Here is a 25,775-nt window from a genome sequence, read left to right on the forward strand (position 1 = left end):
TATCGGTAGCTTTCTTCTCAAAAGGTATATTATCCCTTATTTTTCTGATACAGTTTTTAGTTCTTCTAATAATTCTTCTACGTAATGTTGTGCACTTTGTGCTGCAATACTACCATCACCTGTTGCAGTTACAATTTGACGTAGCATTTTTTCACGAACATCACCTGCTGCGAAAATACCAGGAACTTTCGTTTCCATACGCTCGTTTGTTTCAAGGTAACCATTTTCATTTGTAATACCTAGTTCAACAAATGGTTTTGATAGTGGTAACATACCGATGTATACGAATACGCCGTCAGTTTTGACTTCTTTCTCTTCTCCACTGTTTACATCTACAAGTGTTACACTTCCTACTTTACCATTTGCTTCGTTAATTTCTTTTATCGTGTGGTTCCAAATGAAGTCTACTTTTTCGTTTTGGAAAGCACGATCTTGTAAAATTTTCTGTGCACGAAGCGTGTCACGACGGTGAACGATCGTTACTTTTGATGCGAAGCGTGTTAAGAACACACCCTCTTCAACAGCAGAATCTCCGCCGCCAATAACTACAAGTTCTTTACCTTTAAAGAATGCGCCATCACATACCGCACAATATGATACACCGCGGCCGCCAAGTTCTGTTTCACCTGGTACACCAATTTTTTTATACTCTGCACCACTTGCAACGATAATTGCACGTGCTTTATATTCTTTTTTACCAGCAACAATTGTTTTGTATTCTTTACCATCGATGACTTCTTTCACATCACCGTATGCATATTCAGCACCAAATTTCTTCGCATGCTCGAACATTTTATTTGATAAGTCTGGTCCTAAAATAGACTCATAACCCGGGTAGTTTTCTACATCTTCTGTATTTGCCATTTGCCCGCCTGGAATACCACGCTCAAGCATTAATGTGCTTAAATTCGCACGAGATGTATATACTGCAGCTGTCATACCAGCTGGTCCTGCACCAATAATAATGACATCATAAATTTTTTCTTCCGACACACTATTCACTCCTATCCATTCCTACACAATTAAGTTACCCTCATTATACTGTTCGCATCATTTTTTTCCCAATGATTTGCTTATCTATGTGTGCGTACGCTTAACAGCTTGCACATACTTTCGAACAGTCGCTACAGATACATTATACACATCTCCGAGCTCCGACTGTGTCATCTTATTTCCTTGTTCACTGCGTACGATATATTCAACCGCAGCTGACCAGCCGTATACATTTGTAAAAACTGCCCCAGATGTATATAAACGTATGAACGTACAAAACCAAAATTGTAAACACTCTTCGATTAATTCATCATCTTTTTTCGTATAATTGTATAAAGCATCCGCGATTCGCGCGCACTGTTCAAATTGCTGTAAATCAGCTGGAATACTCTTATGGCTATTCAGTAAAAAGAAATACTTTGCAAGTTGCGATACGATCGGAACACCATTCTTCGCCTGCGTTACATCAAAGAAGAATCCAACCTTCTCTGGCGTTGATAATTCATTCATTAAGTATAAAGCTAGCATTTGTTCCTCTAGCGTCGCACTTTGCTGAAATGATTTTCGTAATTCTTCAAATAACACGTTTTGTCCTTCATCCGCTAAATTCAATGCATTCCACGGTTCTTTTCCCTTTTTATCAGGGTGCAATTCTACAACATGTTGCCACATTTTTTCAGCTACTTGCTGATCTTTTACCATATACGCAGAATATGCAAACCAATAATAAAAACTAACGTCTCCCTCGTATCCTTGACGCTTTAATAATTTGAACCATTTATATGCAGGCTCGAAATGACCAATTGTTGCAAGTGTCGTCCCAAGTTTCAAACGATGTTCAAACGAAATCGGATATACCGAAACTAACTGAGCAGCTAACGCCTCTACTTGTTTATGCTCTCCAATTGAATATAGAAAAATAAGCGTATTACAAAGCGCATGTATATTACCTGGATTTTTCTCTAAAATCATTTCCGTTAACTTCAGTGCCTTATCTACATTACCAGATTGAAAATGCGCAATGGCTAAATTATTATGCCCCGACCAAAATTCCGGATAATCTTTCGTAACAATTTCTAATGTAGCAATTGCTTCTTCCAATTGTCCGTTACGAATATAACGATTGGCTTCTTCCTGCATAACAATTAAATCATCTTCATCCTCAATCTCTTCCGCACCCATCGCTTCTTCTTCCATAATTTCAAGTAATTCTAATGTATCTTCAACAAATTCCTTCTCTTCTGCAACTTCTAAATAGCGATCCGCATACTTCTTCGCCTGCTGAAATAGCCCCATATATGCATAATTATTTGCAATAAAATAATAACACTGTTCAAGTTCTGGATTAGACCTAACAAGCTTAAAGAAGGTTTGATTCGACTCTTGATATTCACCAGCCTCAGATAATACTGTTGCTAATTGACATAAAATAAACGGCTCCTTCTCACTTTGTGCCGCTCTTCGAAAATATTTAATTGCATCTTGCAATTTTTGTCCTTTGTAAGCCCTCATCCCTTTTTTATAAAAGAAGTCCGCTAATTGATTAAAAGAGATAACTTGTCCGTTCTCCTTATATATTCTTTGATTTTTCCCCATATATCCTCCAGTTTTTTGTTTTCTTCGTTCACACATTCTTCTATCTATAAGTATAAACGATTCCGTAAAAAACAAAACAGTATATTATACTCAATTATTTCCTTTTTATTCATTAAAAAAGAAGAGAAATGTTACATTTTTAGTATCAACCTTCTCTAGCATCCATTTCTTCTTTCGTATAAATAACACGCATTGGATTTCCACCTACGAAAGCACCACTTGGAACATCCCTATGAACAAGTGTGCCAGCTGAAACAATCGCGCCATCTCCAATTTTCACACCTGGTAATATCGTTGTATTCGCTCCAATCATCACTTCATTTCCTATAATGATCTCTCCAAGTCGATATTCACGAATTAAATATTCATGTGCTAAAAGCGTTGTATTATAGCCTATAATCGAATTTTCTCCCACAGTTATCTTTTCCGGGAACATAATGTCCGGCATTACCATAAGCGCAAACGATGTTTTCTTTCCTACTTTCATCCGCAAAAATGTGCGGTACAACCAATTCTTGACCGATAAAAAAGGTGTATAACGTGCAATTTGGATAACCATAAAGTTTTTCATTACCTTCCAAAAAGACACTGTTTTATACACATTCCATAATGAATTCTCTCCTGAAACAGGATAGCGCGTTGTCCGTCGCACTTCACTCGCTCCTCTACTTATCTTTACGAACGATTCATGTCGGACAAAATCGGCAATAAATCACTCATTTTATCTAGCATAAAGTCTGGCTTATAAGCCTCTAAATACGCTCTACCTTTCAATGTCCATGAAACTGCAGCTGTTTTCGTACCGGCATTTTGTCCGCCAACAATATCATGATGGTTATCCCCAACCATCAATGCTTCTTCCGGTTTCGCATCTAATAACTGAAGCGCTTTTTGAAGTGGCTCTGGATGTGGTTTCACATGCTCGACATCATCAATCGTCACAACAACATCAAAGAACTCATCAAGCTTTGAGAACTTTAATCCCATTTCAACGGTTTGTCTCGCTTTCGTTGTAACAATACCAACCTTATAGCCTTGTTTCTTTAACTCTTGAACTGTTTCATATACAGTTTCATATTCTTCTACTAATTCATCATGATGATCATGGTTAAATTGACGATAACTCGTAATTAACTCTTCAACCTTACTTTCATCAATCTTGCTGAAAGTATCATGTAAAGATGGACCGATAAATGGCAATACATCTTCACGCTTATATTGATTTGGATAATATGTATGTAAAGTATGTAAAAAAGAAGAAATAATAAGTTCGTTTGTATTAATTAACGTTCCATCTAAATCAAATAACACTGTATTTATTCTCATTGCCTTATTCCTTTCTCTTTCCTGAATATGAAAGAAGCAGCATCTTATAATAAGATGCTACTTTTCTCTAATTTTCTAAATATCTTTTATCAGCTTGCCCCATTTTTCGTCTCACAATAATGAAAATAATAGAAATAACAACAAGTCCAATTGACATTACTTGTGCAATACGAAGTGGTCCTAGCATTAAACTATCTGTACGTAACCCTTCTACGAAGAAGCGCCCTACTGAATACCAAATTAAATATGTGAAGAATAATTCTCCGCGGCGTAAATTCACTTTTCGTAATGCAAGTAATAGAATTACCCCCGCAAAATTCCATAATGATTCGTATAAAAACGTTGGGTGGTAGTAAACACCATCAATATACATTTGATTAATAATGAAATCCGGTAAATGAAGGCCTTCTAAAAACTGCCTCGTTACTTCATCACCATGTGCCTCTTGGTTCATAAAGTTTCCCCATCGGCCAATTGCTTGTCCTAGTAAAATACTTGGTGCAGCAATATCAGCCAACTTCCAGAATGAAACCCCGCGGCGTTTCGCAAAAAGAATCCCTGTAATAACAGCCCCGATTAAGCCACCATGAATCGCCAAACCACCTTGACGAATATTAATAATTTGACTCGGGTTTTGCGCGTAATATTCCCATTCAAAAATAACATAGTACATTCTCGCAAATAGAATAGCGATCGGTACTGCAATTAATACAAGGTCAACAAATGTATCTTTTGGAATACCTAGCCTTTCTCCTTCGCGAGTTGCTAGCCAAAGACCTAATAGCACACCTGTACCGATAATAATCCCGTACCAATAAACAGGAAACGGTCCAAGTTGGATAGCTACGCGGTCAAGCTGTGGTACAGAACCTAACAGCATATGTATGACCTCCCTCTCCAATGTTTACTCCTGATTTCCTAACTCAATCGCACTCATTAATCGTTCTGAGAACTGCTGTGCTGCATTGACTCCCATACGTTTTAAACGGAAGTTCATCGCTGCCACTTCAATAATAACAGCTAAGTTTCGACCAGGACGAACTGGAAGTGTAATCTTCGTAAGTTCTGTATCAATAATCTTCATCTTCTCTTCATCAAGACCTAAGCGATCATAATTTTTCTTTTGATCCCAAATTTCAAGATTAATAACAAGTGTAATACGCTTATAATTTCGCACTGCCCCTGCACCGAATAACGTCATAACGTTAATAATGCCTAGACCACGAATTTCTAATAAATGCTCAATTAAATCTGGCGAGCTTCCAACTAACATGTCTTCATCTTCTTGGCGAATTTCTACACTATCATCCGCAACAAGGCGATGACCACGTTTTACAAGCTCAAGAGCTGTCTCACTTTTACCGACACCACTTTGTCCTGTAATTAAAACACCAACGCCGTAAATATCAACTAACACACCGTGTACAGCTGTTGTTGGTGCTAACTTACCTTCTAAATAATTTGTTAAACGACTTGATAATCTCGTTGTCGTTTGAGAAGAGCGTAATAAAGGCATGCCTGATTCACGCGATGCTTGCAGCAACTCATCTGGTACATCTTGATTACGAGTTACAATAATACATGGCGTCTCCTCAGTACAAAGCGCTTTCATTCTCTCTTGTTTTTGCTCTGACGTTAACGTGTCAAAGAACGTAAGCTCCGTCTTTCCAAGAAGCTGCACGCGATCAGCTGGATAATATGTAAAAAATCCTGCCATTTCAATACCAGGTCGTGATAAATCACTTGTATCAATCGGACGATGAATTCCTTCTTCACCACTTATTAACTCCAATTGAAATTGTTCAATTAAATCTTTTGTCCTTACTTTCGGCATATGTATAAACCTCCACTCCGCTGCGGGTTCAGTCTCATTTGATGTAAAATTCCATTCTACCGGATATTGTACCATTTTTTTCTGGAAACAAGAAATACGGTTTCTAATAAATAGAAAAAAACATTTCATACATATCATGAAATGTTTTTCTTTTTGTCATTTTCTCTTTTTTTCATATAAAGGCTCCACAATTGCCTTTTCAATAATCATATTAAAAATTGATATACAAATTGCCGCAACAATCGCTACACCGAAACCTGATATATTAAATGCATCCCCTAATAATGAATCTGCTATCTTTAACGTAATTGCATTAATAACAATTAAGAAGAACCCGAAAGTTACAACAGTAATTGGTAGCGTAATTAAAATTAAAAACGGTTTTACAAACACATTTAAAACAGCCAAAATAATACTCGCAATAATTGCAGTTTGTATATTTGCTACGTAAAACGCGTCTGGTGCAATCCCTTTTAAAAGTCCCGATACAGCGATTAACACAACACTATTTACAAGAAGTGATACAATCCATCTCATTTTCTTACACATCCTTTTAAACATATATCTTTCATCATACGCTAATAGATAATAAACGCAAGTATCAGCAAACACTTATATCAACTTATTCTACTCTTCATGCTTGTATACCTACTAACACTTCTTTGCGAAATAAGGCCCACACCATCTATGCTCATGCGTTTTCACAAAAGTCCAAGTGAAATCTTTATCTACAATGTAAATATCGCCTTTATACATATCATCTGTTTCACGTAATATATCATCCATAATTAATAAACTTGCATCTTTTATTAGTAGTACATCATCACAGTGTTGATAGAAGATGTAGCACTCCTTTTTCACTTCATTATGAAACGCGTTTTCCGCTTCTTTCCCCTCTAAACACTTCTTTTTCTCATAACTAAATATGTGCCAAAGATATCCACATGCATACTTATCTCCATAAAGGAAAATGCCCTCTTTTTCTTCATCACTTAAATGGTTTGCAAAATGATCCTCCCAGCGTTTTCGAAAATATACACCCCACTTTTGAAACTCTCTTACCTTCATATTTCTCTTTCGCAACACATCTAAAAACCCCATCTTCTCCCCCTATGAACGAAAAACCGAGTGTCATTCCCACTCGGTTTTTCGTAATACCCTTATTGAGATAGCTCTACTTCTTTTATTCTCTCTTTCATTCTTGCTTTATCACGATTTAAAATCTCTTTTAAATACTTACCTGTATACGAGCGCTCTTCTTTCACTACTTGCTCTGGCGTTCCGGAAGCAACGATTTGTCCACCTTTGTCTCCGCCCTCTGGTCCAAGGTCAACGATATAATCCGCTGTTTTAATTACATCTAAATTATGTTCAATTACAAGTACCGTCTCACCGCTCTCAACAAGACGTTGCAACACTTCTAGCAGACGTGCGATATCATGCGCATGTAAACCAGTCGTTGGCTCATCTAAAATGTATAATGTACGACCTGTAGAACGACGGTGTAATTCAGAAGCTAATTTCACACGCTGTGCTTCACCACCAGATAACGTCGTAGCTGGTTGTCCTAATTTCATATAACCAAGCCCTACATCTACAAGCGTTTGAAGTTTACGCTTAATTTTTGGGATATTAGCGAAGAACTCTACCCCGTCTTCAATCGTCATCCCTAACACTTCAGAAATGTTTTTATCTTTATATTTCACTTCTAACGTTTCACGGTTGTAACGTTTACCGTGACAAACTTCACACGGAACGTATACGTCTGGTAAGAAGTGCATTTCGATTTTAATAATTCCATCACCACGGCACGCTTCACAACGTCCACCTTTTACGTTAAAGCTGAAACGTCCTTTTTGATATCCGCGCACTTTCGCTTCATTCGTTTGAGCAAACACATCACGAATATCATCGAACACACCTGTATAAGTCGCAGGGTTAGAACGTGGTGTACGACCGATTGGCGATTGATCTATATCGATTACTTTATCTAAATGCTCAAGACCTTTAATCTCTTTATGCGTACCTGGCTTCGCTTTCGCTTTATATAACTTTTGCGCTAACGATTTATATAGTACTTCATTAATCATCGTACTTTTACCAGAACCAGATACACCCGTTACCGCTACAAACGTACCAAGCGGGAATGACATTTTCGCGTTCTTTAAGTTATTCTCCTTTGCACCGACAATTTCCACTTTTCGTCCGTCACCTTTACGTCTTTCAAGTGGAACTGGAATAAACTCTTTACCGCTTAAATACTTCCCTGTTAGCGAATTCTCATCTTGCATCACTTCAGCTGGTGTACCTGCTGATACGACTTGTCCACCGTGAATACCTGCGCCAGGCCCGATATCAAGTAAATAATCAGCTGCCATCATCGTATCTTCATCATGCTCAACAACAATTAACGTATTACCTAAATCACGCATTTCTTGCAATGTACGAATCAGACGATCGTTATCGCGCTGATGCAAACCGATAGAAGGCTCATCAAGAATGTAAAGTACGCCAGTAAGACGAGAACCAATTTGCGTTGCTAAACGAATACGTTGCGCCTCACCACCTGATAAAGTTCCTGCGGCACGACTTAACGTTAAATAATCTAAACCAACGTTCACTAAGAACCCAACGCGCTCCTGAATTTCTCTTAAAATTAAATGAGCAATTTTTTGTTGTTTCTCTGTTAGCTCCACACTTGAGAAGAATTCCTGTACTTCTTGAACAGAATATTTCGTTACATCAGCAATCGTTTTTCCACCAACGAAAACAGCTAAACTCTCAGGTTTTAAACGTCCACCTTTACACTTCGGACAAGCTTGTTCTGCCATATACTTTTCCATTTGCTCACGAATGTAATCAGAACTCGTTTCGCGATAACGACGTTCAATATTTGGAATAACACCTTCAAATAAAATCTCATTTTCCTTTACTTGACCAAATTCATTTACATAGCGGAAATAAACTTTCTCTTCACCGCTTCCGTACAACACTTTATCAAATAAATCTTTCGGTATATCTTTCACAGGCACATCCATATCAATGCCGTAGTGATTACATACAGATTGTAAAAGCTGTGGGTAATATTGTGAACTTGTCGGTTCCCAAGGCGCAATCGCATGTTCATTTAATGATAAATCCCAGTTCGGAATAACAAGTTCTAAATCTACCTCTAGCTTTGAGCCAAGTCCATCACAAGAAGGACATGCACCGAACGGACTATTGAATGAGAACATACGCGGCTCTAATTCTCCGATTGAAAAACCACAATGCGGACAAGCATGATGCTCACTAAATAGAAGTTCCTCTTCTCCCATAACATCGATTAACACTCGTCCCCCGCCAAGCTTTAATGCACTTTCAAGTGAATCCGCAAGACGGCTTGCGATTCCTTCTTTTACAACAATACGGTCTATTACAACTTCAATGGAATGCTTCTTATTTTTATCTAACGCAATATCTTCAGACACATCAAGCATTTCACCATCAACACGTACACGAACATATCCTTGCTTCTTAATATCTTCAAGCACTTTCACATGTGCACCTTTACGGCCAGAAACGATAGGAGCTAACACTTGTAATTTCGTACGTTCAGGATATTCAAGGACGCGGTCTACCATCTGCTCTACTGTTTGTGATGTAATTTCAATGCCATGATTTGGACAAATTGGCGTACCAATTCGCGCAAATAATAAACGTAAATAATCATAGATCTCCGTTACCGTTCCAACAGTTGAACGCGGATTACGACTCGTCGTTTTTTGATCGATTGAAATTGCTGGTGACAATCCTTCAATCGTATCTACATCCGGTTTATCCATTTGTCCTAAAAACTGGCGTGCATACGCAGATAACGATTCTACGTATCTGCGCTGCCCTTCTGCATAAATTGTATCAAATGCTAATGATGATTTCCCCGAACCAGACAATCCTGTTACAACGACAAGCTGATTTCTCGGAATGGTTACATCAATATTTTTTAAGTTATGTGCTCTAGCACCTTTTACAACAATAAAATCCTTGCTCTTACTCACTCTTTTCACCCTTCCGCTTTTAATTCTAATAGTAAATCTCTTAATTCAGCTGCACGCTCGAAATCTAACGCTTTTGCTGCTTCTTTCATTTCTGCTTCCATCTTCGCAATTGTCTTTTCACGCTCTTTTTTCGTCATCTTCTTAGCTGGCGTTGCTTCATACGTTTCTGTTTCTTCAGCAGCTGTCGTTGCACGAATTACATCACGCACACCTTTTTGAATCGTTTTCGGCGTAATACCATGCTCTTTATTGTAAGCCTCTTGTATACTACGACGACGCTGTGTTTCTTCAATCGCAATTCCCATCGATCTCGTTATACGATCTGCGTACATAATAACGCGGCCGTTTTCATTACGTGCTGCACGGCCAATTGTTTGAATTAATGAACGTTCTGAACGTAAGAACCCTTCCTTATCCGCATCTAATATCGCTACAAGCGATACTTCTGGAATATCTAACCCTTCTCGCAATAAGTTAATACCAACAAGAACATCAAACTTACCAAGACGAAGATCCCGAATAATTTCAATACGTTCTAATGTTTTCACCTCAGAATGCAGGTAATTCACCTTAATCCCTACATCTTTTAAGTAGTCTGTTAAATCCTCTGACATCTTCTTCGTTAAAGTTGTAATTAATACACGTTCATTTTTTGCAATGCGATCTTGAATCTCTCCTAATAAATCGTCAATCTGCCCTTCAATTGGTCGTATATCAATTGGCGGATCTAAAAGCCCTGTTGGACGAATAATTTGTTCTATTACTTCTGGCGACTGCTCTAATTCGTACGGTCCTGGTGTTGCCGAAACGTAAATAACTTGATTCGTTTTCTCTTCAAACTCATCAAATGTGAGCGGTCTATTATCTAAAGCTGATGGCAGACGGAATCCATGATCCACAAGCACTTGCTTACGCGCTTGGTCCCCGTTATACATCGCTCTTACTTGCGGCACTGATACGTGCGACTCATCCATAACGATTAAGAAATCTTTCGGGAAATAGTCTAATAACGTATACGGCGTTGCCCCCGCTGGACGGAGTGTTAAATGACGGGAATAGTTTTCAATACCTGAACAAAAGCCCATCTCGCGCATCATTTCTAAATCATAACGTGTACGCTGCTCTATACGCTGCGCTTCTAACAACTTGCCGTTATCATTTAATTCCTTTAAACGCTCTTCTAATTCTTTTTCGATATTTTCAATAGCGACCTTCATTTTTTCTTCACGTGTAACGAAGTGAGATGCTGGGAAGATTGCTACATGATCACGCTCTGCTAATACTTCCCCTGTTAACGCATTCACTTCGCGAATACGGTCAATTTCATCACCAAAAAACTCAATTCGAATACAATGCTCGTCAAGTGATGCCGGGAAGATTTCAACTACATCTCCGCGCACGCGGAATGTACCACGCTTGAAATCAATATCATTACGTCCATACTGCACATCAACAAGTTCACGAAGCAATTGATTGCGATCCTTTTCCATACCAACTCGAAGTGAAACAACTAACTCGCGGTATTCTTCTGGAGAACCTAAACCATATATACACGAAACACTCGCAACAATAATTACATCATCCCGTTCAAATAATGCAGACGTTGCCGAGTGACGCAATTTATCAATTTCATCATTAATCTGTGCGTCTTTTTCAATAAACGTATCTGTTTGCGGCACATACGCTTCTGGTTGATAATAATCATAATAACTAACAAAATATTCAACTGCATTATTCGGGAAAAAGTCTTTCAACTCACTATATAACTGTCCTGCTAACGTTTTATTGTGAGCCATAACAAGTGTTGGCTTTTGCACTTCTTTAATGACATTTGAAATCGTAAATGTCTTACCCGTTCCTGTCGCCCCAAGCAACACTTGCTTTTTCTTTCCACTATTAATTCCCTTTACAAGCTTCTCTATAGCTACCGGCTGATCACCTTGCGGGGAATACGCTGAGATAATTTCAAATTGATGTTCCAAGTAAAATCCGACCTCCTCATAAAAATCTGTATTATTATTTTACCACGAATGCTCATAAAAAACCTAAAAAAACGAACAGATATTCGGTAAAGTTTTCGACAATATATATAGAAAAAGGAAGGAGAGTGCACCTCCTTCCTTATCAAATCTTCTTACGCATGAACAAACAGTAAGCACCACACCGATTAAGATTCCACTTCATTTAAAATCAACTCTTTTTCCTACTGTCAGCCTCTCCTACACAAACTGTTGGTATACTAAAAAAGCTAATTTCCCCTACGAAATTAGCTTCTTGTTCCCTTTCTCCTTCTTCGGAAAAAGAACATATGAAAATGAAATAGCTGCATCCACTAAAAGTATAATCGCCCAAACTTGGCTAACCCGACTCGCTGCTTTATTTAAAACAATTCCCGTTTCTAACCAATTACGCCATTGTTCAACCGGGGCAAGACCGTACAGAAAGAAAAAGAAAATATGCACAACAACAAACAAACTAAGGTGCAATACCCAATTTTTTATTTCCTGCTTCGCATAAGCCATACCTGTTAATTCTACCTGTCCTTCTATAATAGGCGCCGGCTCATTCCGCCATTTCGCAACTAGCTTTTGCGCAAATATATCAAGCTTCTTCAAATCCTTTTTCCCGTAAAAGACTGCATACAATAAAATGATTACAGTAATGATTTGAAAGTTAGAGAACTTTCCTGTTTGATAGTAATCCACTACTCCTAAAGTTAAAATAAACACTTCATTTATGAGTAGTACAATCCCCATAATAAAACTCGCCTTTTTCAAACGAAATCCGTAACGGAGTAAAAAGAAACCGATAGCCGATAACCAAAATACAATCTCTGCCCCAATTAAAAAATACCAACGATATTCTGCGAGCATACTCATTTATCCTTCTCCTTTTCATCATAAATACGACAAGCTTCATCCATATATAGTAAAAGTTCTTCTTCGATTGGATACATGCTCATTTTCTGTGAAGCTTCTTTCGATTTTCTAACTTCCCATAACTTATCTAAAAACGCTTCGTCACCATTAGCCATCTCTAAACACTTCTGCATTAATTTCTTCGTTGCTTCTTGTACCTCATCACTAGCGGCTTCTTTACCTTCTTTCATAAAAGTACGTAATTGCTTTAATAAATCTACCCATTCTAAAACATTCGGATCTTCTTCACTCATATTTGGCAAATTCTGAAGCAATTTTTGTTCTTCCTTTGAAAACACTTCATTTTGGAATATTTCACGTATACGAGGAGACTGTTTCGAAAGCTGAATTAATTCAAACATAACTTTCCAATCGAGCTCTCCCTCTACATCTACTGAATAAACAACCGCTTGTAGAACACGCTCCATTCGATTAAATTTCTTTTGTTCTTCCTGTACAAATCGAAGTTGTTTTTCAAGCGAATCCTTTAAGTTAAGCTCACCTTTTACTAACATATTCGCAGACTCTTTTAGTGAAAATCCCATTTCCTTTAAAAATAAAATTTGTTGGAGACGTATTACGTCAGCTTCACTATATAAACGATGGCCCCCTTCTGTTTTCCCGCTCGGCTTTAATAAATCTATTTGATCATAATAACGTAATGTACGTACTGTTACCCCTGTTTCTTTCGTCAATTGTTGTATTGAAATCACTACCATCACCTCTTCCCCTTCATTATAAAAGATGACGTTACGTCACTTTCAAGCCTTTTGTAAAAAAAATACAAAAAGCTGTTTATACTCTTTGTATAAACAGCTTTTACGGAAATAACCCCTTGTGTACAGCACGACCACAACATAAAATAAGCGCGCCAACAACAACGCTCGTTGCGGTTTTATGATAATGAGCTAATAGTAATAAATAATACGATAAACCTACAGTACCAATCATAATACAAATGCTTGGCACTGGATTACGAGAAAAATTTTGCATTCCCCAAAGAAGCGCAAATATAACTGTAGCGACACATAATACCGGTAATCCCATCCCAGTTCCCCTTTTTCTATCTATTCCTTGTTGCGAAAATACTCATCGATGCCATACTTATACACGATCAGCCTCTTTACTATTTCTATATCTCCATTTCGGCCAATAGTTCACAAAGAAATAAACAAACTGCCCTAGTACAAATAACACAAACGGCATACCAGCACTTCCGTAAACAATTAAATTGTACAAACTCCATATGGCTAAACTAATCGCTAAAAACAACCCTAAATATTTAAACGCTTTATCTGACTGAAATCTCTCAAACTCATCCTGCATTTTTCTCTCCCCTTACTCTAGCGTAAATATTTCTTCCACCTTCACTCCAAAATATTTGGCGATTTTTAAGGATAACTCTAGACTCGGATTGTAATGATGGTTTTCAATCGCCACGATTGTCTGCCGTGTCACTTGCATCGCCTTTGCCATTTCAACTTGTGTTATATGATGTTGCTTTCTTAATTCTTTAATTTTATTTTTCACACCCATAGGCTCCACCTTCAAAAGTAAAGATATCTTTACTTTAATTATAAATATTTTCCAGATACAAGTAAAGATATCTTTACAAATTTTAGAAAAACATTTCACTGAACATCTTTTCTAACAAAGTACAGGGGGAATTAAATTTATATCAGCGATTTTCCAAATATATCGACTTACCGACAAATACCGACATTCGTAGCAAGATAAGCATAAGAAAAAGCTGTCCCAAATACCTTGGGAACAGCTTTCTCCTCTACTACATAAACCCTAACGCATATACAAGAACGTATCCAAGAACCGATAAGCAAACCGAGCCGATCAGCCCTGCGACGAATGCTTTGCTTCCTAACTTCCGGAACGTTTTAAACTCTACATTTAAACCAAGCCCGGCCATCGCCATTGCGATAAGCATATAAGCGATGACTACAATATATCCCGCAACAACTTCTGGAATCACGCCCAGCGAATGCACCGCACTCATCGCTAAAAATCCGAAAATGAACCACGGAATTGGAAGGTCTCGCCACGATTTCTTTTCTTTGCTACCTTCACTCTTACCAAACCATAACCCAATTAAAATCGCTACTGGTACAAGCATTGCAACGCGTGTTAACTTCACGATAACTGCGATGTCTACAGCCGTGCTTCCTCCTGGCGCCGCAGCTGCGATGACATGAGCGATTTCATGCAGCGTGGCCCCTGAGAATACACCGTAACCGTATGGAGATAGGCCAAGTACTGGATATAATAACGTATAAATAAGCGTAAATATCGTACCTAAAATTGCAATGATTGCAGCCCCAACTGCCGTTTCATCATCTTTTGCTTTCACTTGCGGCGCAATTGCCACGACCGCTGCCGCGCCGCAAATTGCTGTCCCGCATGCTGTTAAAATCCCAAGTTTCTTTTCTACTTTAAATACTTTCGTTAGTCCATATACAACGAAAATCGTAAATGTAATAACAACCGCAGCGATAACCAATACTTTCGGTCCCGCCTTCGCAATATCAACAAGATTTAATCGCATTCCAAGTAAGATGATCCCGAAGCGAAGTAATTTCTTACTCGCGAAATTCGTTCCTGCAATCGCATCATGAGGAACTCCAATTGCCGCACGCCAAACCATCCCAATTAGAATAGCAATTACTAATTGTCCCATAATATTTAAAAATGGAAGCTCCGCTAAATATTTCGCCACAATTGCGATTAATAATGTAATCCCAATCCCTTGCGAAAATCCAAAACGCTTCTTCTTTTGTATAACAAGTGTTTGTTCCACTTTGAACCACTCCAATAATCGTATTGGAACATGCATGTTCTTTCTACTTACATTATAAGAGAGTTTCTATAATAAGTTTAATACCAATACCAAATCTCTATCATCAGAAATACTTATGATAAAATGATAGAAAAAGAAAGGAGCAGATGATATGAACGTAGACATTTTAAAAATTTTTGTTACGGTTGTTGAACAGAAACACTTCTCTCGTGCAGCGGAATTATTAAACCTTTCACAGCCTGGCGTAAGTATGCACATTCGCAACTTAGAAAACGAATTTGGAACTACACTCATTCAGCGATCCCCGAAGCACGTTCAAGTGACCGAGGCCGGAAATATCTTATATATACACGCAAAGCAAATGCTCTCTCTTTACGAAGATGCCAAACAAGAAATTAACGAGCTACATAACGTTGTAACAGGAACGCTTCGCATTGGTGCTAGTTTTACAATCGGCGAATACTTACTTCCAAAAATACTAGCTAACTATGCGAATGAAAATCCGCATGTCGAAGTCCATACTTTTATCTCCAATACAGAAGACGTCTTGCAAAGTCTTCGATCTAATCAAATTGATATCGGCTTAGTGGAAGGACAAGTCGTATACGCCGACGTTGACGTTGAAACATTTATGCAAGATGAAATGAAGCTCGTCGTTCCGCCAAATCATCCACTGCTCCGCACAAATGAAATAAATGAAAGGACACTCCAAGACCAAGTATGGGTATTAAGAGAAAGTGGTTCTGGAACACGTGCTTATAGCGATCGCTTTATTCATCAACACCATTTAAAAATGAAACGATTCTTTACATTTAGTAGTATCCAAAGTGTAAAGGAAGCAGTTAGTGCCGGGCTTGGCATTGCTATACTTTCTGATTGGACTGTACGGAAAGAGCTACTGGCAAAAGAACTATTCCACGTCGAAGTTCCAAATGAACAACTTATCCGTCCATTCTCCATCGTGCGTGGCAAATATTTCATTCCATCTAAAGCTATTCAAGTGTTTTTAAATCATGTAGATTCTTTTGCGAAAAAACAGAGTTGACCCTCACATTAGTGTGAAGGTTTACAATACATGTAGAAGGAGTGAAACGTATTGCGAATCGGGGAGTTATCAAAAGAAACTGGCGTTAGCGAAAGATCACTAAGACATTACGAAGAAAAGGGATTACTCCCTTCGAAGCGCCTCGCAAATGGCTATCGTGATTTTGACGAAAGTGCCATCGAAAAAGTGGAGCTTATTCAAATGTACTTACAAATTGGCTTAAATTTAGAAGAGACGGCAAGGATGCTGCGCTGCCTTGAAATTGAACCGCACTTATACGACAATCCGTGCAGCAGCATCCTTACGCTTTATGAAGATAAACTTAATGAAGTAACAAAGCAAATCTCATTGCTTTCCAATATTCAAACGAATTTGCAAAAACACGTTTCACTCCTAAAAAAAGCAAAAGAAAAGGAATGATTACATGTTTGTTATACACGGCAGTTCAAGACAAAATGGAAATACGGAAGCTTTAACACATATGATGATTGATGGAATTGAAACAGAACAAATTTATTTACGTGATCACACAGTCTATCCTATTACAGATCAGCGTCATGATGCAGGAGGATTCCAACCTGTAGATGATGACTACGAGCAGTTAACCAAGCGCATGTTAGAGCACAACACAATTATCTTTGCTACCCCATTATATTGGTACGGGATGAGTGGTCATATGAAAAACTTCATCGATCGCTGGTCACAAAGCTTGCGTGATACATCCCTTCATTTCAAAGAAAAAATGAAAGGCAAAAAAATGTACGTTGTTATCGTTGGCGGCGATAATCCGAAACTAAAAGCATTACCGCTTATCTCCCAGTTCCAATACATCTTTGATTTTGTTGGTTCATCATTTGAAGGTTATATTATTGGAGATGCGAATGGATTAGATGAAATCCAAAATGATGCTGAGGCGCTAGCGAAGGCACAAATTTATAATAACGAATTCAAAAATCACAAGCTGAAATAAGTTTGACAAACTATTTAGACTTAGCGACGCAAGAAGAATTAGAAAGCATGTTACAAGAATATCCTGGCACTATACTTTTTATTAGCCATGACCGCGCCTTTATTCGCTCTGTTGCAGACCATATTATACAAGTAGATGAGAGTGAACCAAGAATCTTCCACGGTAATTACGAGCAATACACAAAAAGAACAACCGAGGATTCTGTAAACGTTACTGAACAAGAATTGTTACGATTACAAACAAAATTAACAGAAATCATTGGCCGAATTTCCATACCAAATCATCACGATGACATCAAATCTCTCGAACAAGAATATGAAACATTATTAGTTCAAATCCGGGAATGCCAAGAAGCACTCTAATGTCTTCCCTATATATCGACGAGACCTTCCGCATTTCCCAAGAAATATTGAAACTTCGACATAGAATAGCATCAATAACAGTAAAAAGCCGTGCATCAGCACGGCTTTTTACTTTAAATACGGACAGCAGTCCCGCTCACCGCAACCATTAGCATCCCTTCGCGAACTACTTCGTAATCCACGTCGATACCAACAATTGCATTCGCATTTTTTTGTCTTGCGAAAGTTTTCATCTCTTCCATTGCAATGTCGCGCGCTTCTTTTAATTTACTTTCATAAGCACCTGCACGACCGCCGACAACGTCACGGACAGAGGCGAAAAGGTCACGAACGATATTCGCGCCCATAATCGCTTCTCCATTGACGATATCGATATACTCAATAATTTCTTTTCCTTGAATTGTAGACGTTGTTGTTACAATCATGCTTCATAGCCTCCCATATAAGATTTTCACTTACTTATGGTGCACTAATTCAGTACAAATTATATTTACGAACTAAACTGAGCTTCGTATAACCTACTGTATCCCCCGCCTTGTTCAATTAATTCATCATGTGAACCTTGTTCTGCAATCCCATCTTTATTTACAACGACGATGCGATCTGCATTTTTAATCGTTGCAAGTCTGTGAGCGATAACTAACGTTGTACGGCCAACAGATAGTTCAGCAAGTGATTTTTGAATCGCAAGTTCCGTCTCTGTATCTAATGCGGAAGTCGCTTCATCTAATATTAAAATTGGCGGGTTTTTCAAGAACATACGAGCAATTGCTAGACGCTGCTTCTGTCCACCTGAAAGTTTCACACCGCGCTCACCAATAACAGTATCTAAACCTTCTGGTTGTGAGTAAATTAAGTCTTCTAACTGCGCACGTTTTACCGCCTGCCAAATTTCAGCCTCTGACGCCTTTAAATTTCCGTAAGCAATATTTTCACGAATCGTTCCAGAGAATAAGAACACGTCTTGCTGCACAATTCCAATTTGCTTACGAAGTGAAGATAACGTCATGTCTTTCGTATCAATACCATCAATTTGAATGGATCCAGATGATTGCTCATAAAAACGTGGTAATAAGCTACATAACGTCGTTTTTCCAGCTCCAGATGGTCCAACAAAAGCAACTGTTTCACCTGCATGTATTTTCAAACTAATATCATTTAAAATCGGTTCTTTATTTTCATATCCGAACGTAATGTTGTTATATTGAATATCGCCATGTACATGTTTCACTTCCATTGCATCTTTAGAGTCTACAATATCAGGCTCTGTTTCAAGAAGCTCTACATACCTTTTAAAACCGGCAATCCCTTTCGGATAGCTTTCGATTACCGCATTAATTTTTTCAATTGGACGGAAGAAAATATTCGTTAATAGAACGAATCCGATAAATCCACCGTACGTTAATTCTCCTTGCAGAACAAACCATGTACCGCATATTAAGACGAAGAGCGTTACGAGACGCATAAGCATATAACTAATTGACGAATTTAGCGCCATAATTTTATACGCCATTAATTTCGTTGTACGGAAACGAGCGTTGTTCACAGCAAATTGCTCTTTCTCAAACTTTTCATTCCCGAATGCTTGTACAACGCGAATACCACCAACGTTATTCTCAATACATGCATTGAAATCAGCAACGTCTGAGAATAAACGTCTAAATGTACCTGTCATTTTTTTATTGAAGTACAGCGCTAACCATAATAAGAATGGAATAACGAAGAATGTTAATAGCGCTAACTTCCAGTTGATCATCATCATAAATGAGAATGCCCCAACTAAAGTCATTACAGCGATAAATAAATCTTCTGGCCCATGGTGAGCAATTTCCCCAATTTCCATTAAATCGTTCGTAAGACGTGAAATTAAATGACCTGTTTTATTATTGTCAAAAAATCTGAATGATAGCTTTTGAATATGATCAAATAATTTCTGCCTCATATCTGTTTCAATGTTAACACCAAGCATATGTCCCCAATATGTAACGACATATTGTAAGCCTGCATTCAACATATACACTGCAAGTAAACCGAAACAAGCCCATAAAATAAGCGTCCAGTTTTGCCCTGGCAATAACTTATCAATAAATTGATTTACGATAAGCGGGAAGCCAAGTTCTAGTAATCCTGCGACGACTGCACAAGAAAAGTCGAGTATAAATAAACCTTTATACGGTTTATAGTAAGAAAAAAATTTACGTAGCATATCTTCCCTCCATTTTCTAAAATTAAAAAGACTCTCTAAATGATAACCATTATCAAATAATTATTCAAGTGATTCGACTATGAAACTAAAATGAGGTTTGCGATAGTTGTCGTTTTTTGCCGGGAAGTCGATATATTTGAATAATCGCTGATATATTTCAATAATCGCCGATATATCTCAAGTTGCGCTGATATATTCCGATAATCGCCGATATAAATTTCATGTACTATAACTACCGCCCATCTTACACAAAAAAGGCATCACCACAAGGTGATACCTTTTCTTCTATTACATCGCTTCCGAATCCCATTCATGCTCCTGCTGAACAAACACAATACCCAATTCGTGATGTCCACCAGCGTATAATGCCGTTTGAGCAAGACGTAACTCTCCATTTGTATCTAATACTTCTAACTTACAAAATGCTCCTGTCGTCTTCGTTTGAAGCGCATCATAAAATTCCTCAGCGTTTCTTGGAATGACTCCATTTACTTTCGTAATCATTTCTCCAGGTAGCAAATTCAGCTCTGCTCCAATTGTATTTGGAATTGTATCTAGTACAACGAGTCCATCATTACGTGCAGCGAAGTACGCTGGTCTTGTTTCATCCGCAATTTTCTCTTGCATGGAAATTGTAAAACGTCCAAGCATTGCAACGCCCATTGCAATAATGGCAAGTACGTTCCACCAATAACTTGCGATTCCTAAAACAAGCACAAGTCCTGCTAATCCGTACACACGTCTTCCTGTAAATAATAAAGCTTCCGTCGGCTCATAACTTCTAATCCTTCTCATAAATCCAATTAAAAATGGAACGAGGAATAGAGAATATGTATGTGAACCGATTGAAACGACAGGCCACCATGAAATAAACTGCGTTACTGCTTCACCTGGTACAAGAATAAAAATAGGAACGATCCATAAACGCTTTGATTCGTGTAAACCAATCTTTAGTCCACGCTTCCCCTTCCTAATCTTCGGCGTCGAATATCCTACTGCATTTTTAGAAATCAGCAAGCCCTCTACAACGAGCATGATGCCTAGCAAAATAGCAAGGGATACGATTGTATTCTCTTCACCTTCTCCAAGCTGTAAGAAAGAAACTGGTAGCTTAGAAGATAATAGAACACATACAATCGCGATACTAAACGTATAAGCCGCTGATAAATATCGATACATAGCAGTTAATCCAAATAGTAACGTCCAAAGTAAAATGGCCCATAAGCTTGCTTTAGAAACAACAAGTCCAAGCCCAATTGTGATGATAGATACGATTAATCCGTATTTAACTCCCGCAAATAAGGACGTTCGCAGTTCAAACCAAATATCATAAACTTTAAAAGAAAAATCTTTTCGTTCTCGTAACATACGTAAGTATCCAACGAAGATACTACTTATTAAAAATACATAGACAGCAGGGTGTAAGAAAAAACGTCCAACTGCCCGCATTATTTCAAAAATCCATGCCTCCACGAACCCATTCACCACCATTTATATCATTCTTTCTTTTTATATTATCATAACTGGACAAACGTTTGTTTAACACAAAAAAATACAGGCAGCAAACCGCCTGTATTTCTTTTTATCCCACTTTAATGGGCAGTAAGACCCCCACCTCAAAATTCAGCGAAAACAAAGAATTTAGGTGGGGGGCGGGCTGCCCATTAAAGTCCGATTGGTGAGGGCTGATAATCAGTGGGGAATGAAGCCCTCCCCACTGATTAAAGTTTCACTTTATTTCGCCATTAATTTTAATGCTGACTGTAATTGTAGATCATTTTCTCCAGAACGGATTTTTTCAATAATTTTCGTTTGAATCGCCTCAGCTGTCTTTTTATCGAGCTGTCCTGTCGCTTCCATCTTATTCGCATTTTGGAATGCTTTCAGTGCTGATTCTGTCTCTTTACTAAAGTATCCATCTTCACGTCCTGGTACATATCCTAAACTCTTAAGCATTTCTTGGGCGTGTTTTACTTGTACATCATTTGCATTGTATGAAAGTGTCTTTTCAATTTGAATTGGTGTAGCATGATAATAATCTGGTTGTTTCACTTCTACAGTTGGCTTGATTCCTTTTTTATGAATCCAGTTTCCATCCGGTGTCAGCCATTTAAACATCGTTAATTTGATGTTACTGCCATCTTTAAATGGAACAGCTTGCTGAACAGTCCCTTTACCAAACGTTTTTTCACCAATTAAATCGTATCCTTCTCCCTCTTTTAGCGCACCCGCTAAAATCTCTGAAGCAGAAGCACTTCCGTTATCAATTAATACTGAAATTGGATATGGCTTTCTCTCTTTCAGTTCCGTAGAGAATTTCTTCTTCTCACCATTTCGCTCTTCTACTTGTAGCATCGGCTTTTTATCCGTCATAATTTCTCCTAGTATCTCTTCTACACTATTTAAGTAGCCACCAGGATTACCACGTACGTCAATAACTAAGCCTTTTATGTTTTTCTTCTCTAACTCTTTTAACTGATCCTTAAATTCTTTCGCTGTATTTTCAGCAAAAGAAGTGATTTGCATATAACCGATATCTTTTCCGCTCTCTTGTTTCACAGAGCTAAACACTGTGAAGATTGGAATTTTTTCACGCTTAATTTTAAATACAATCGGATCAGTCACTCCTGCACGCTTAATTTCAATCGCAACAGTCGTTCCTTTTTTACCACGAATCTTTAATACCGCTTCTTCACGTGATAAATCTTTCACACTATTTCCATCTACAGATAAAATTTGGTCATTCGGTTTAATTCCAATCTTTTCTGCCGGTGAGCCTTTAATTGGAGATACGATAATAAGCTTACCATCCGTCTTGTTCACCTCAGCCCCAATCCCCTCTAGCTCAGGATCAAGCGATTCACTAAACTGTTTAGCCGTTTCTTTATCCATATACGTGGAATAAGGGTCCTTCAGCGTAGACAACATGCCTTGTATTGCACCTTCGACTAATTTTTCATCTTTCACGTCTTCCACATAACGTGAATCAATTAGTGCATACGCCTCATTAATTTTTGCCAAATTCCCTTGCGCAGTGCTAGCGTTTCCACTCGAAATTGTTTGCGTTACTTCTGCTGGGTTAACCCCAAATAAAGACATACCTGCAAACATTCCGCCAGCACCAATTAAAAATGCAACAACCATTCCAATAATTGCAACTCTACGTTTCAATGCGGAATTCCCCTTTCCAAAACACACAGGTGGTGTAGCAAAAGGCATCACACAGTGTGTGATGCCTTTACCTATTTCTACTATATGATAAGCTTGTACGAATTATGTTTGCAACTTTTTATACTTTTAAGAAGCGACGAATTGACATTACACTTCCCCACATACCGATTAAAGCCCCGATTAACACTAGTAAACCAGCTAATTGGAATACGAATGGGCTGTATGGTAGAAGTTCGAAAATTGTTCCGCCAAGTTTTTCGTTAAACACACCTTGCAACGAATTATACGTAACTAGAATTAAGCCAATTGGAATAATTGATCCTAATACTCCTAGGAATAATCCCTCTAATAAGAACGGCCAACGAATAAACCAGTTTGTTGCACCTACAAGTTTCATAATTTCGATTTCTGTACTACGAGCATAAATTGTAATTTTAATTGTATTAGAGATTAAGAACATCGCTGTGAATAAAAGACCAGCAATTAACACAATCCCGATGTTACGACCAGTTTTTACAGTATCAAATAATCGTTCAACTTGTCCTTTTCCGTACTGAACATTACTTACAAACTGCATTTTTTCAATCTTTTTCGCAATTGTCGCTGTATCTGTTGGTTCTTTCGCTTTTACGACGAATACGTTTTTCAGTGGGTTATCTTGTTCAAATAACTCAAATGTCTTTCCGCTATCGCCTAAGCTTTTAATTAAACGTTTTAACTCTTCTTCTTTAGAAGAATATTTAATAGATTCTACTTTTGCAATCTTACTCATATCATCTTCTAATTTCTTTTGATCAGCTTCTTTTGCTGCTGGATCAATGTGTACACGAATCTCTACATCTTGCTCTACTTTCGTCGCAAAATGGTTCATATTCATAATCGCTGTTAAAAAGACACCTACAAGTAATAATGTAACTGTTACTGCACTAACAGAAGCAAACGTCATCCATCCGTTACGTGATAGATTCTTTACACCTTCTCGCAAATGTCGACTAAGGGTCTTAGCCTTCATATCCGTATCCTCCCTCAATCTCATCTCGAACAATTTTTCCGCCTTCAATCGCGATTACACGATGACGGATTGTATTTACGATATCTGCGTTATGTGTCGCCATAACAATCGTTGTACCACGCTCATTAATACGCGTGAAAATCTTCATAATATCAAGAGCTGTTTCAATATCTAAGTTACCTGTTGGCTCATCGGCAATTACAACCTTTGGTCTATTAACAATTGCTCTCGCAATCGCAACACGTTGCTGCTCTCCGCCTGAAAGTTCGCCTGGAAGTGCGTCTGCACGATCTTCAAGACCTACAAGACCTAACACTTCTGTTACACGCTCACGAATTGCATCTGGCTCTTCCTCAATTACTTCTAAGGCAAACGCAACATTCTCATATACCGTTAATTTAGGTAGTAATTTAAAGTCTTGGAAAATCACGCCTAATTGACGACGGAAATATGGAACGTCTCTTTCTGCTAATGACTCGATAGTAAGTCCATTTACATTAATAGATCCTGTAGATGGTTTCTCTTCACGATACATCATTTTAATAAATGTAGATTTCCCGGCTCCACTCGGTCCAACTACGTATACAAACTCGCCTTGTTTAATGTTAACTGTGAGACCAGCAATGGCTTTCATACCATTCGGGTACTCCTTATAAACATTCGTCATTTTTATCATTATTTATCACCCAATACTTAATGATTTTTTTCGAAATACTTTTCTGTACATTTGAAAATAAAAGCTAAACCTTTATTCTCTTTTAAACCACTCTTGTTGAAGGTAGTCTACTTATACTCTTTTTCTAAGCAATACTACTCTATGTAATATATTTCAGCAAAATTCTACAAACCTCATTGTAACATCAAACGGTTTCCAGTTTGGATACATTTTTGTTACAGTTATGTTACATTCCAAAAAAAGGGAAACGAGTTGATTATATGAATCAACTCGTCCATTTTACCCCTTTTTATTTATGTTCAGCTAACCATTCAGCTACTTTTTTCGCATCTTCACCTTGAATAAGTCCTGGTGACATTGAACCGCGACCTTTTTTAATAATTTCTTCAATATCTGCAGCGTCGTACTTCCCGCCTACTTTTCTTAAATCAGGTCCAGTTGCTCCTGATAAATCTGTTGCATGACACCCAGCACAACTTCTTTGGAAAATTTGTTCTGCACTGTCTGTACTTGCAGACTGGTTCGAAGACTTACTCTCTTCTTTATTTCCACACGCTCCTAAAGCAAAAACGACTGATGTTCCTAGCGCAATAGCCAACAATTTCTTTTTCACTTCTATCGCTCCCCATTGTTGATATTCTTTTCATTCCTAACACACTCATTTTCATTATAAGCATTATCTTTATATAGAAAAACTAAGGTATATTTCATATTCTTCAAAAATACAGTGGGAACCCCAATGATATAAAGCTTTTATAAGTTGTTTCAATTCTGTGAACAACGTAAAAACTTCTATAAAGGATCCTTTTTGAACAGGAAT

The 25,775-nt window shown here is 37.9% G+C and carries 27 protein-coding genes; 4 read left to right on the top strand and 23 right to left on the bottom strand.

Annotated features, from left to right (window positions below; all coding sequences use genetic code 11):
- Positions 1-36: 36 nt before the first annotated feature.
- The 16 genes from trxB to ACTFRS_RS21795 form a co-directional block, all read right to left on the bottom strand.
- Positions 37-993, bottom strand: a complete 957-nt coding sequence (trxB, locus tag ACTFRS_RS21720; RefSeq protein ID WP_139868343.1) for a thioredoxin-disulfide reductase — start codon at positions 991-993, stop codon at positions 37-39.
- Positions 994-1,077: 84 nt separating this feature from the next.
- A complete protein-coding gene (locus tag ACTFRS_RS21725; protein WP_016718902.1) occupies positions 1,078-2,589 on the bottom strand; it encodes a tetratricopeptide repeat protein in 1,512 nt (503 codons plus the stop codon).
- 145 nt (positions 2,590-2,734) lie between these two features.
- On the bottom strand, positions 2,735-3,241 hold the full coding sequence (locus ACTFRS_RS21730) for an acyltransferase (protein ID WP_016718903.1): 507 nt from the start codon (positions 3,239-3,241) through the stop codon (positions 2,735-2,737).
- A gap of 23 nt (positions 3,242-3,264) precedes the next feature.
- Entirely contained in the window at positions 3,265-3,915 is a 651-nt protein-coding gene (ppaX, locus tag ACTFRS_RS21735; RefSeq protein ID WP_016718904.1) for a pyrophosphatase PpaX, read from the bottom strand.
- Positions 3,916-3,982: 67 nt separating this feature from the next.
- Positions 3,983-4,795: a prolipoprotein diacylglyceryl transferase gene (lgt, locus tag ACTFRS_RS21740; RefSeq protein ID WP_000924232.1), complete on the bottom strand. Its 813-nt coding sequence runs from the start codon at positions 4,793-4,795 to the stop codon at positions 3,983-3,985.
- 24 nt (positions 4,796-4,819) lie between these two features.
- Complete coding sequence (hprK, locus tag ACTFRS_RS21745; protein ID WP_001127250.1) at positions 4,820-5,749, bottom strand: HPr(Ser) kinase/phosphatase; 930 nt, start codon at positions 5,747-5,749, stop codon at positions 4,820-4,822.
- 156 nt (positions 5,750-5,905) lie between these two features.
- The gene (locus ACTFRS_RS21750; protein ID WP_001267308.1) at positions 5,906-6,286 is read right to left on the bottom strand and encodes a phage holin family protein; all 381 of its coding nucleotides are present in this window, start codon (positions 6,284-6,286) and stop codon (positions 5,906-5,908) included.
- A gap of 114 nt (positions 6,287-6,400) precedes the next feature.
- A complete protein-coding gene (locus ACTFRS_RS21755) occupies positions 6,401-6,850 on the bottom strand; it encodes a DUF4275 family protein (protein ID WP_431085092.1) in 450 nt (149 codons plus the stop codon).
- A gap of 59 nt (positions 6,851-6,909) precedes the next feature.
- A complete protein-coding gene (gene uvrA, locus ACTFRS_RS21760; RefSeq protein WP_139868349.1) occupies positions 6,910-9,786 on the bottom strand; it encodes an excinuclease ABC subunit UvrA in 2,877 nt (958 codons plus the stop codon).
- A gap of 5 nt (positions 9,787-9,791) precedes the next feature.
- Entirely contained in the window at positions 9,792-11,768 is a 1,977-nt protein-coding gene (gene uvrB / locus ACTFRS_RS21765) for an excinuclease ABC subunit B (RefSeq protein WP_431085091.1), read from the bottom strand.
- Positions 11,769-12,044: 276 nt separating this feature from the next.
- Positions 12,045-12,665, bottom strand: a complete 621-nt coding sequence (locus ACTFRS_RS21770) for a hypothetical protein (protein ID WP_440025038.1) — start codon at positions 12,663-12,665, stop codon at positions 12,045-12,047.
- Complete coding sequence (locus tag ACTFRS_RS21775; protein ID WP_139868353.1) at positions 12,662-13,423, bottom strand: MerR family transcriptional regulator; 762 nt, start codon at positions 13,421-13,423, stop codon at positions 12,662-12,664. The genes ACTFRS_RS21770 and ACTFRS_RS21775 overlap by 4 nt, the downstream gene beginning before the upstream one ends.
- Before the next feature lie 100 nt (positions 13,424-13,523).
- A complete protein-coding gene (locus ACTFRS_RS21780; RefSeq protein WP_048553074.1) occupies positions 13,524-13,751 on the bottom strand; it encodes a hypothetical protein in 228 nt (75 codons plus the stop codon).
- A gap of 57 nt (positions 13,752-13,808) precedes the next feature.
- Positions 13,809-14,030 carry a hypothetical protein gene (locus tag ACTFRS_RS21785; RefSeq protein WP_001150192.1) on the bottom strand — a complete coding sequence of 74 codons (222 nt, stop codon included), beginning with the start codon at positions 14,028-14,030 and terminating at the stop codon, positions 13,809-13,811.
- A gap of 12 nt (positions 14,031-14,042) precedes the next feature.
- Complete coding sequence (locus ACTFRS_RS21790) at positions 14,043-14,240, bottom strand: helix-turn-helix transcriptional regulator (RefSeq protein WP_000538359.1); 198 nt, start codon at positions 14,238-14,240, stop codon at positions 14,043-14,045.
- A 250-nt stretch (positions 14,241-14,490) separates the two neighbouring features.
- On the bottom strand, positions 14,491-15,513 hold the full coding sequence (locus tag ACTFRS_RS21795) for a YeiH family protein (RefSeq protein WP_440025035.1): 1,023 nt from the start codon (positions 15,511-15,513) through the stop codon (positions 14,491-14,493).
- A 151-nt stretch (positions 15,514-15,664) separates the two neighbouring features.
- Between ACTFRS_RS21795 and ACTFRS_RS21800 the strand changes: the two genes are divergently transcribed.
- The 4 genes from ACTFRS_RS21800 to ACTFRS_RS21815 are packed head-to-tail and all read left to right on the top strand — an operon-like array spanning position 15,665 to position 17,890.
- A complete protein-coding gene (locus ACTFRS_RS21800; RefSeq protein ID WP_061139630.1) occupies positions 15,665-16,558 on the top strand; it encodes a LysR family transcriptional regulator in 894 nt (297 codons plus the stop codon).
- Positions 16,559-16,609: 51 nt separating this feature from the next.
- The gene (locus ACTFRS_RS21805) at positions 16,610-16,978 is read left to right on the top strand and encodes a MerR family transcriptional regulator (protein ID WP_001219200.1); all 369 of its coding nucleotides are present in this window, start codon (positions 16,610-16,612) and stop codon (positions 16,976-16,978) included.
- Positions 16,979-16,982: 4 nt separating this feature from the next.
- Positions 16,983-17,528 (top strand): flavodoxin family protein, encoded by a 546-nt coding sequence (locus tag ACTFRS_RS21810; protein WP_139868361.1) that lies wholly within the window; start codon positions 16,983-16,985, stop codon positions 17,526-17,528.
- 2 nt (positions 17,529-17,530) lie between these two features.
- Entirely contained in the window at positions 17,531-17,890 is a 360-nt protein-coding gene (locus ACTFRS_RS21815) for a macrolide transporter (RefSeq protein WP_431085087.1), read from the top strand.
- A gap of 113 nt (positions 17,891-18,003) precedes the next feature.
- On the opposite strand, the gene ACTFRS_RS21820 is transcribed toward ACTFRS_RS21815, so the two are convergent.
- The 7 genes from ACTFRS_RS21820 to cccB all read right to left on the bottom strand — a co-directional run bounded on the left by ACTFRS_RS21820 (position 18,004) and on the right by cccB (position 25,568).
- Entirely contained in the window at positions 18,004-18,315 is a 312-nt protein-coding gene (locus ACTFRS_RS21820) for a heavy metal-binding domain-containing protein (RefSeq protein WP_000637523.1), read from the bottom strand.
- Positions 18,316-18,380: 65 nt separating this feature from the next.
- Positions 18,381-20,096: an ABC transporter ATP-binding protein gene (locus tag ACTFRS_RS21825; RefSeq protein ID WP_139868363.1), complete on the bottom strand. Its 1,716-nt coding sequence runs from the start codon at positions 20,094-20,096 to the stop codon at positions 18,381-18,383.
- Positions 20,097-20,384: 288 nt separating this feature from the next.
- Positions 20,385-21,587 carry a PDZ domain-containing protein gene (locus ACTFRS_RS21830; protein WP_439195197.1) on the bottom strand — a complete coding sequence of 401 codons (1,203 nt, stop codon included), beginning with the start codon at positions 21,585-21,587 and terminating at the stop codon, positions 20,385-20,387.
- Between the two features lie 243 nt (positions 21,588-21,830).
- Positions 21,831-23,267, bottom strand: coding sequence for a S41 family peptidase (locus tag ACTFRS_RS21835; protein WP_440025032.1), 1,437 nt, complete (start codon positions 23,265-23,267; stop codon positions 21,831-21,833).
- 118 nt (positions 23,268-23,385) lie between these two features.
- Positions 23,386-24,279, bottom strand: coding sequence for a permease-like cell division protein FtsX (ftsX, locus tag ACTFRS_RS21840; protein WP_000645022.1), 894 nt, complete (start codon positions 24,277-24,279; stop codon positions 23,386-23,388).
- Positions 24,269-24,955, bottom strand: a complete 687-nt coding sequence (gene ftsE, locus ACTFRS_RS21845) for a cell division ATP-binding protein FtsE (protein ID WP_000594316.1) — start codon at positions 24,953-24,955, stop codon at positions 24,269-24,271. The genes ftsX and ftsE overlap by 11 nt, the downstream gene beginning before the upstream one ends.
- Positions 24,956-25,244: 289 nt before the next feature.
- Complete coding sequence (gene cccB / locus ACTFRS_RS21850) at positions 25,245-25,568, bottom strand: cytochrome c551 (protein WP_000727972.1); 324 nt, start codon at positions 25,566-25,568, stop codon at positions 25,245-25,247.
- Positions 25,569-25,775: the final 207 nt, after the last annotated feature.

The sequence above is a fragment of the Bacillus cereus group sp. MYBK139-1 genome, from assembly GCF_051916915.1.
Lineage (GTDB): Bacteria > Bacillota > Bacilli > Bacillales > Bacillaceae_G > Bacillus_A > Bacillus_A pacificus.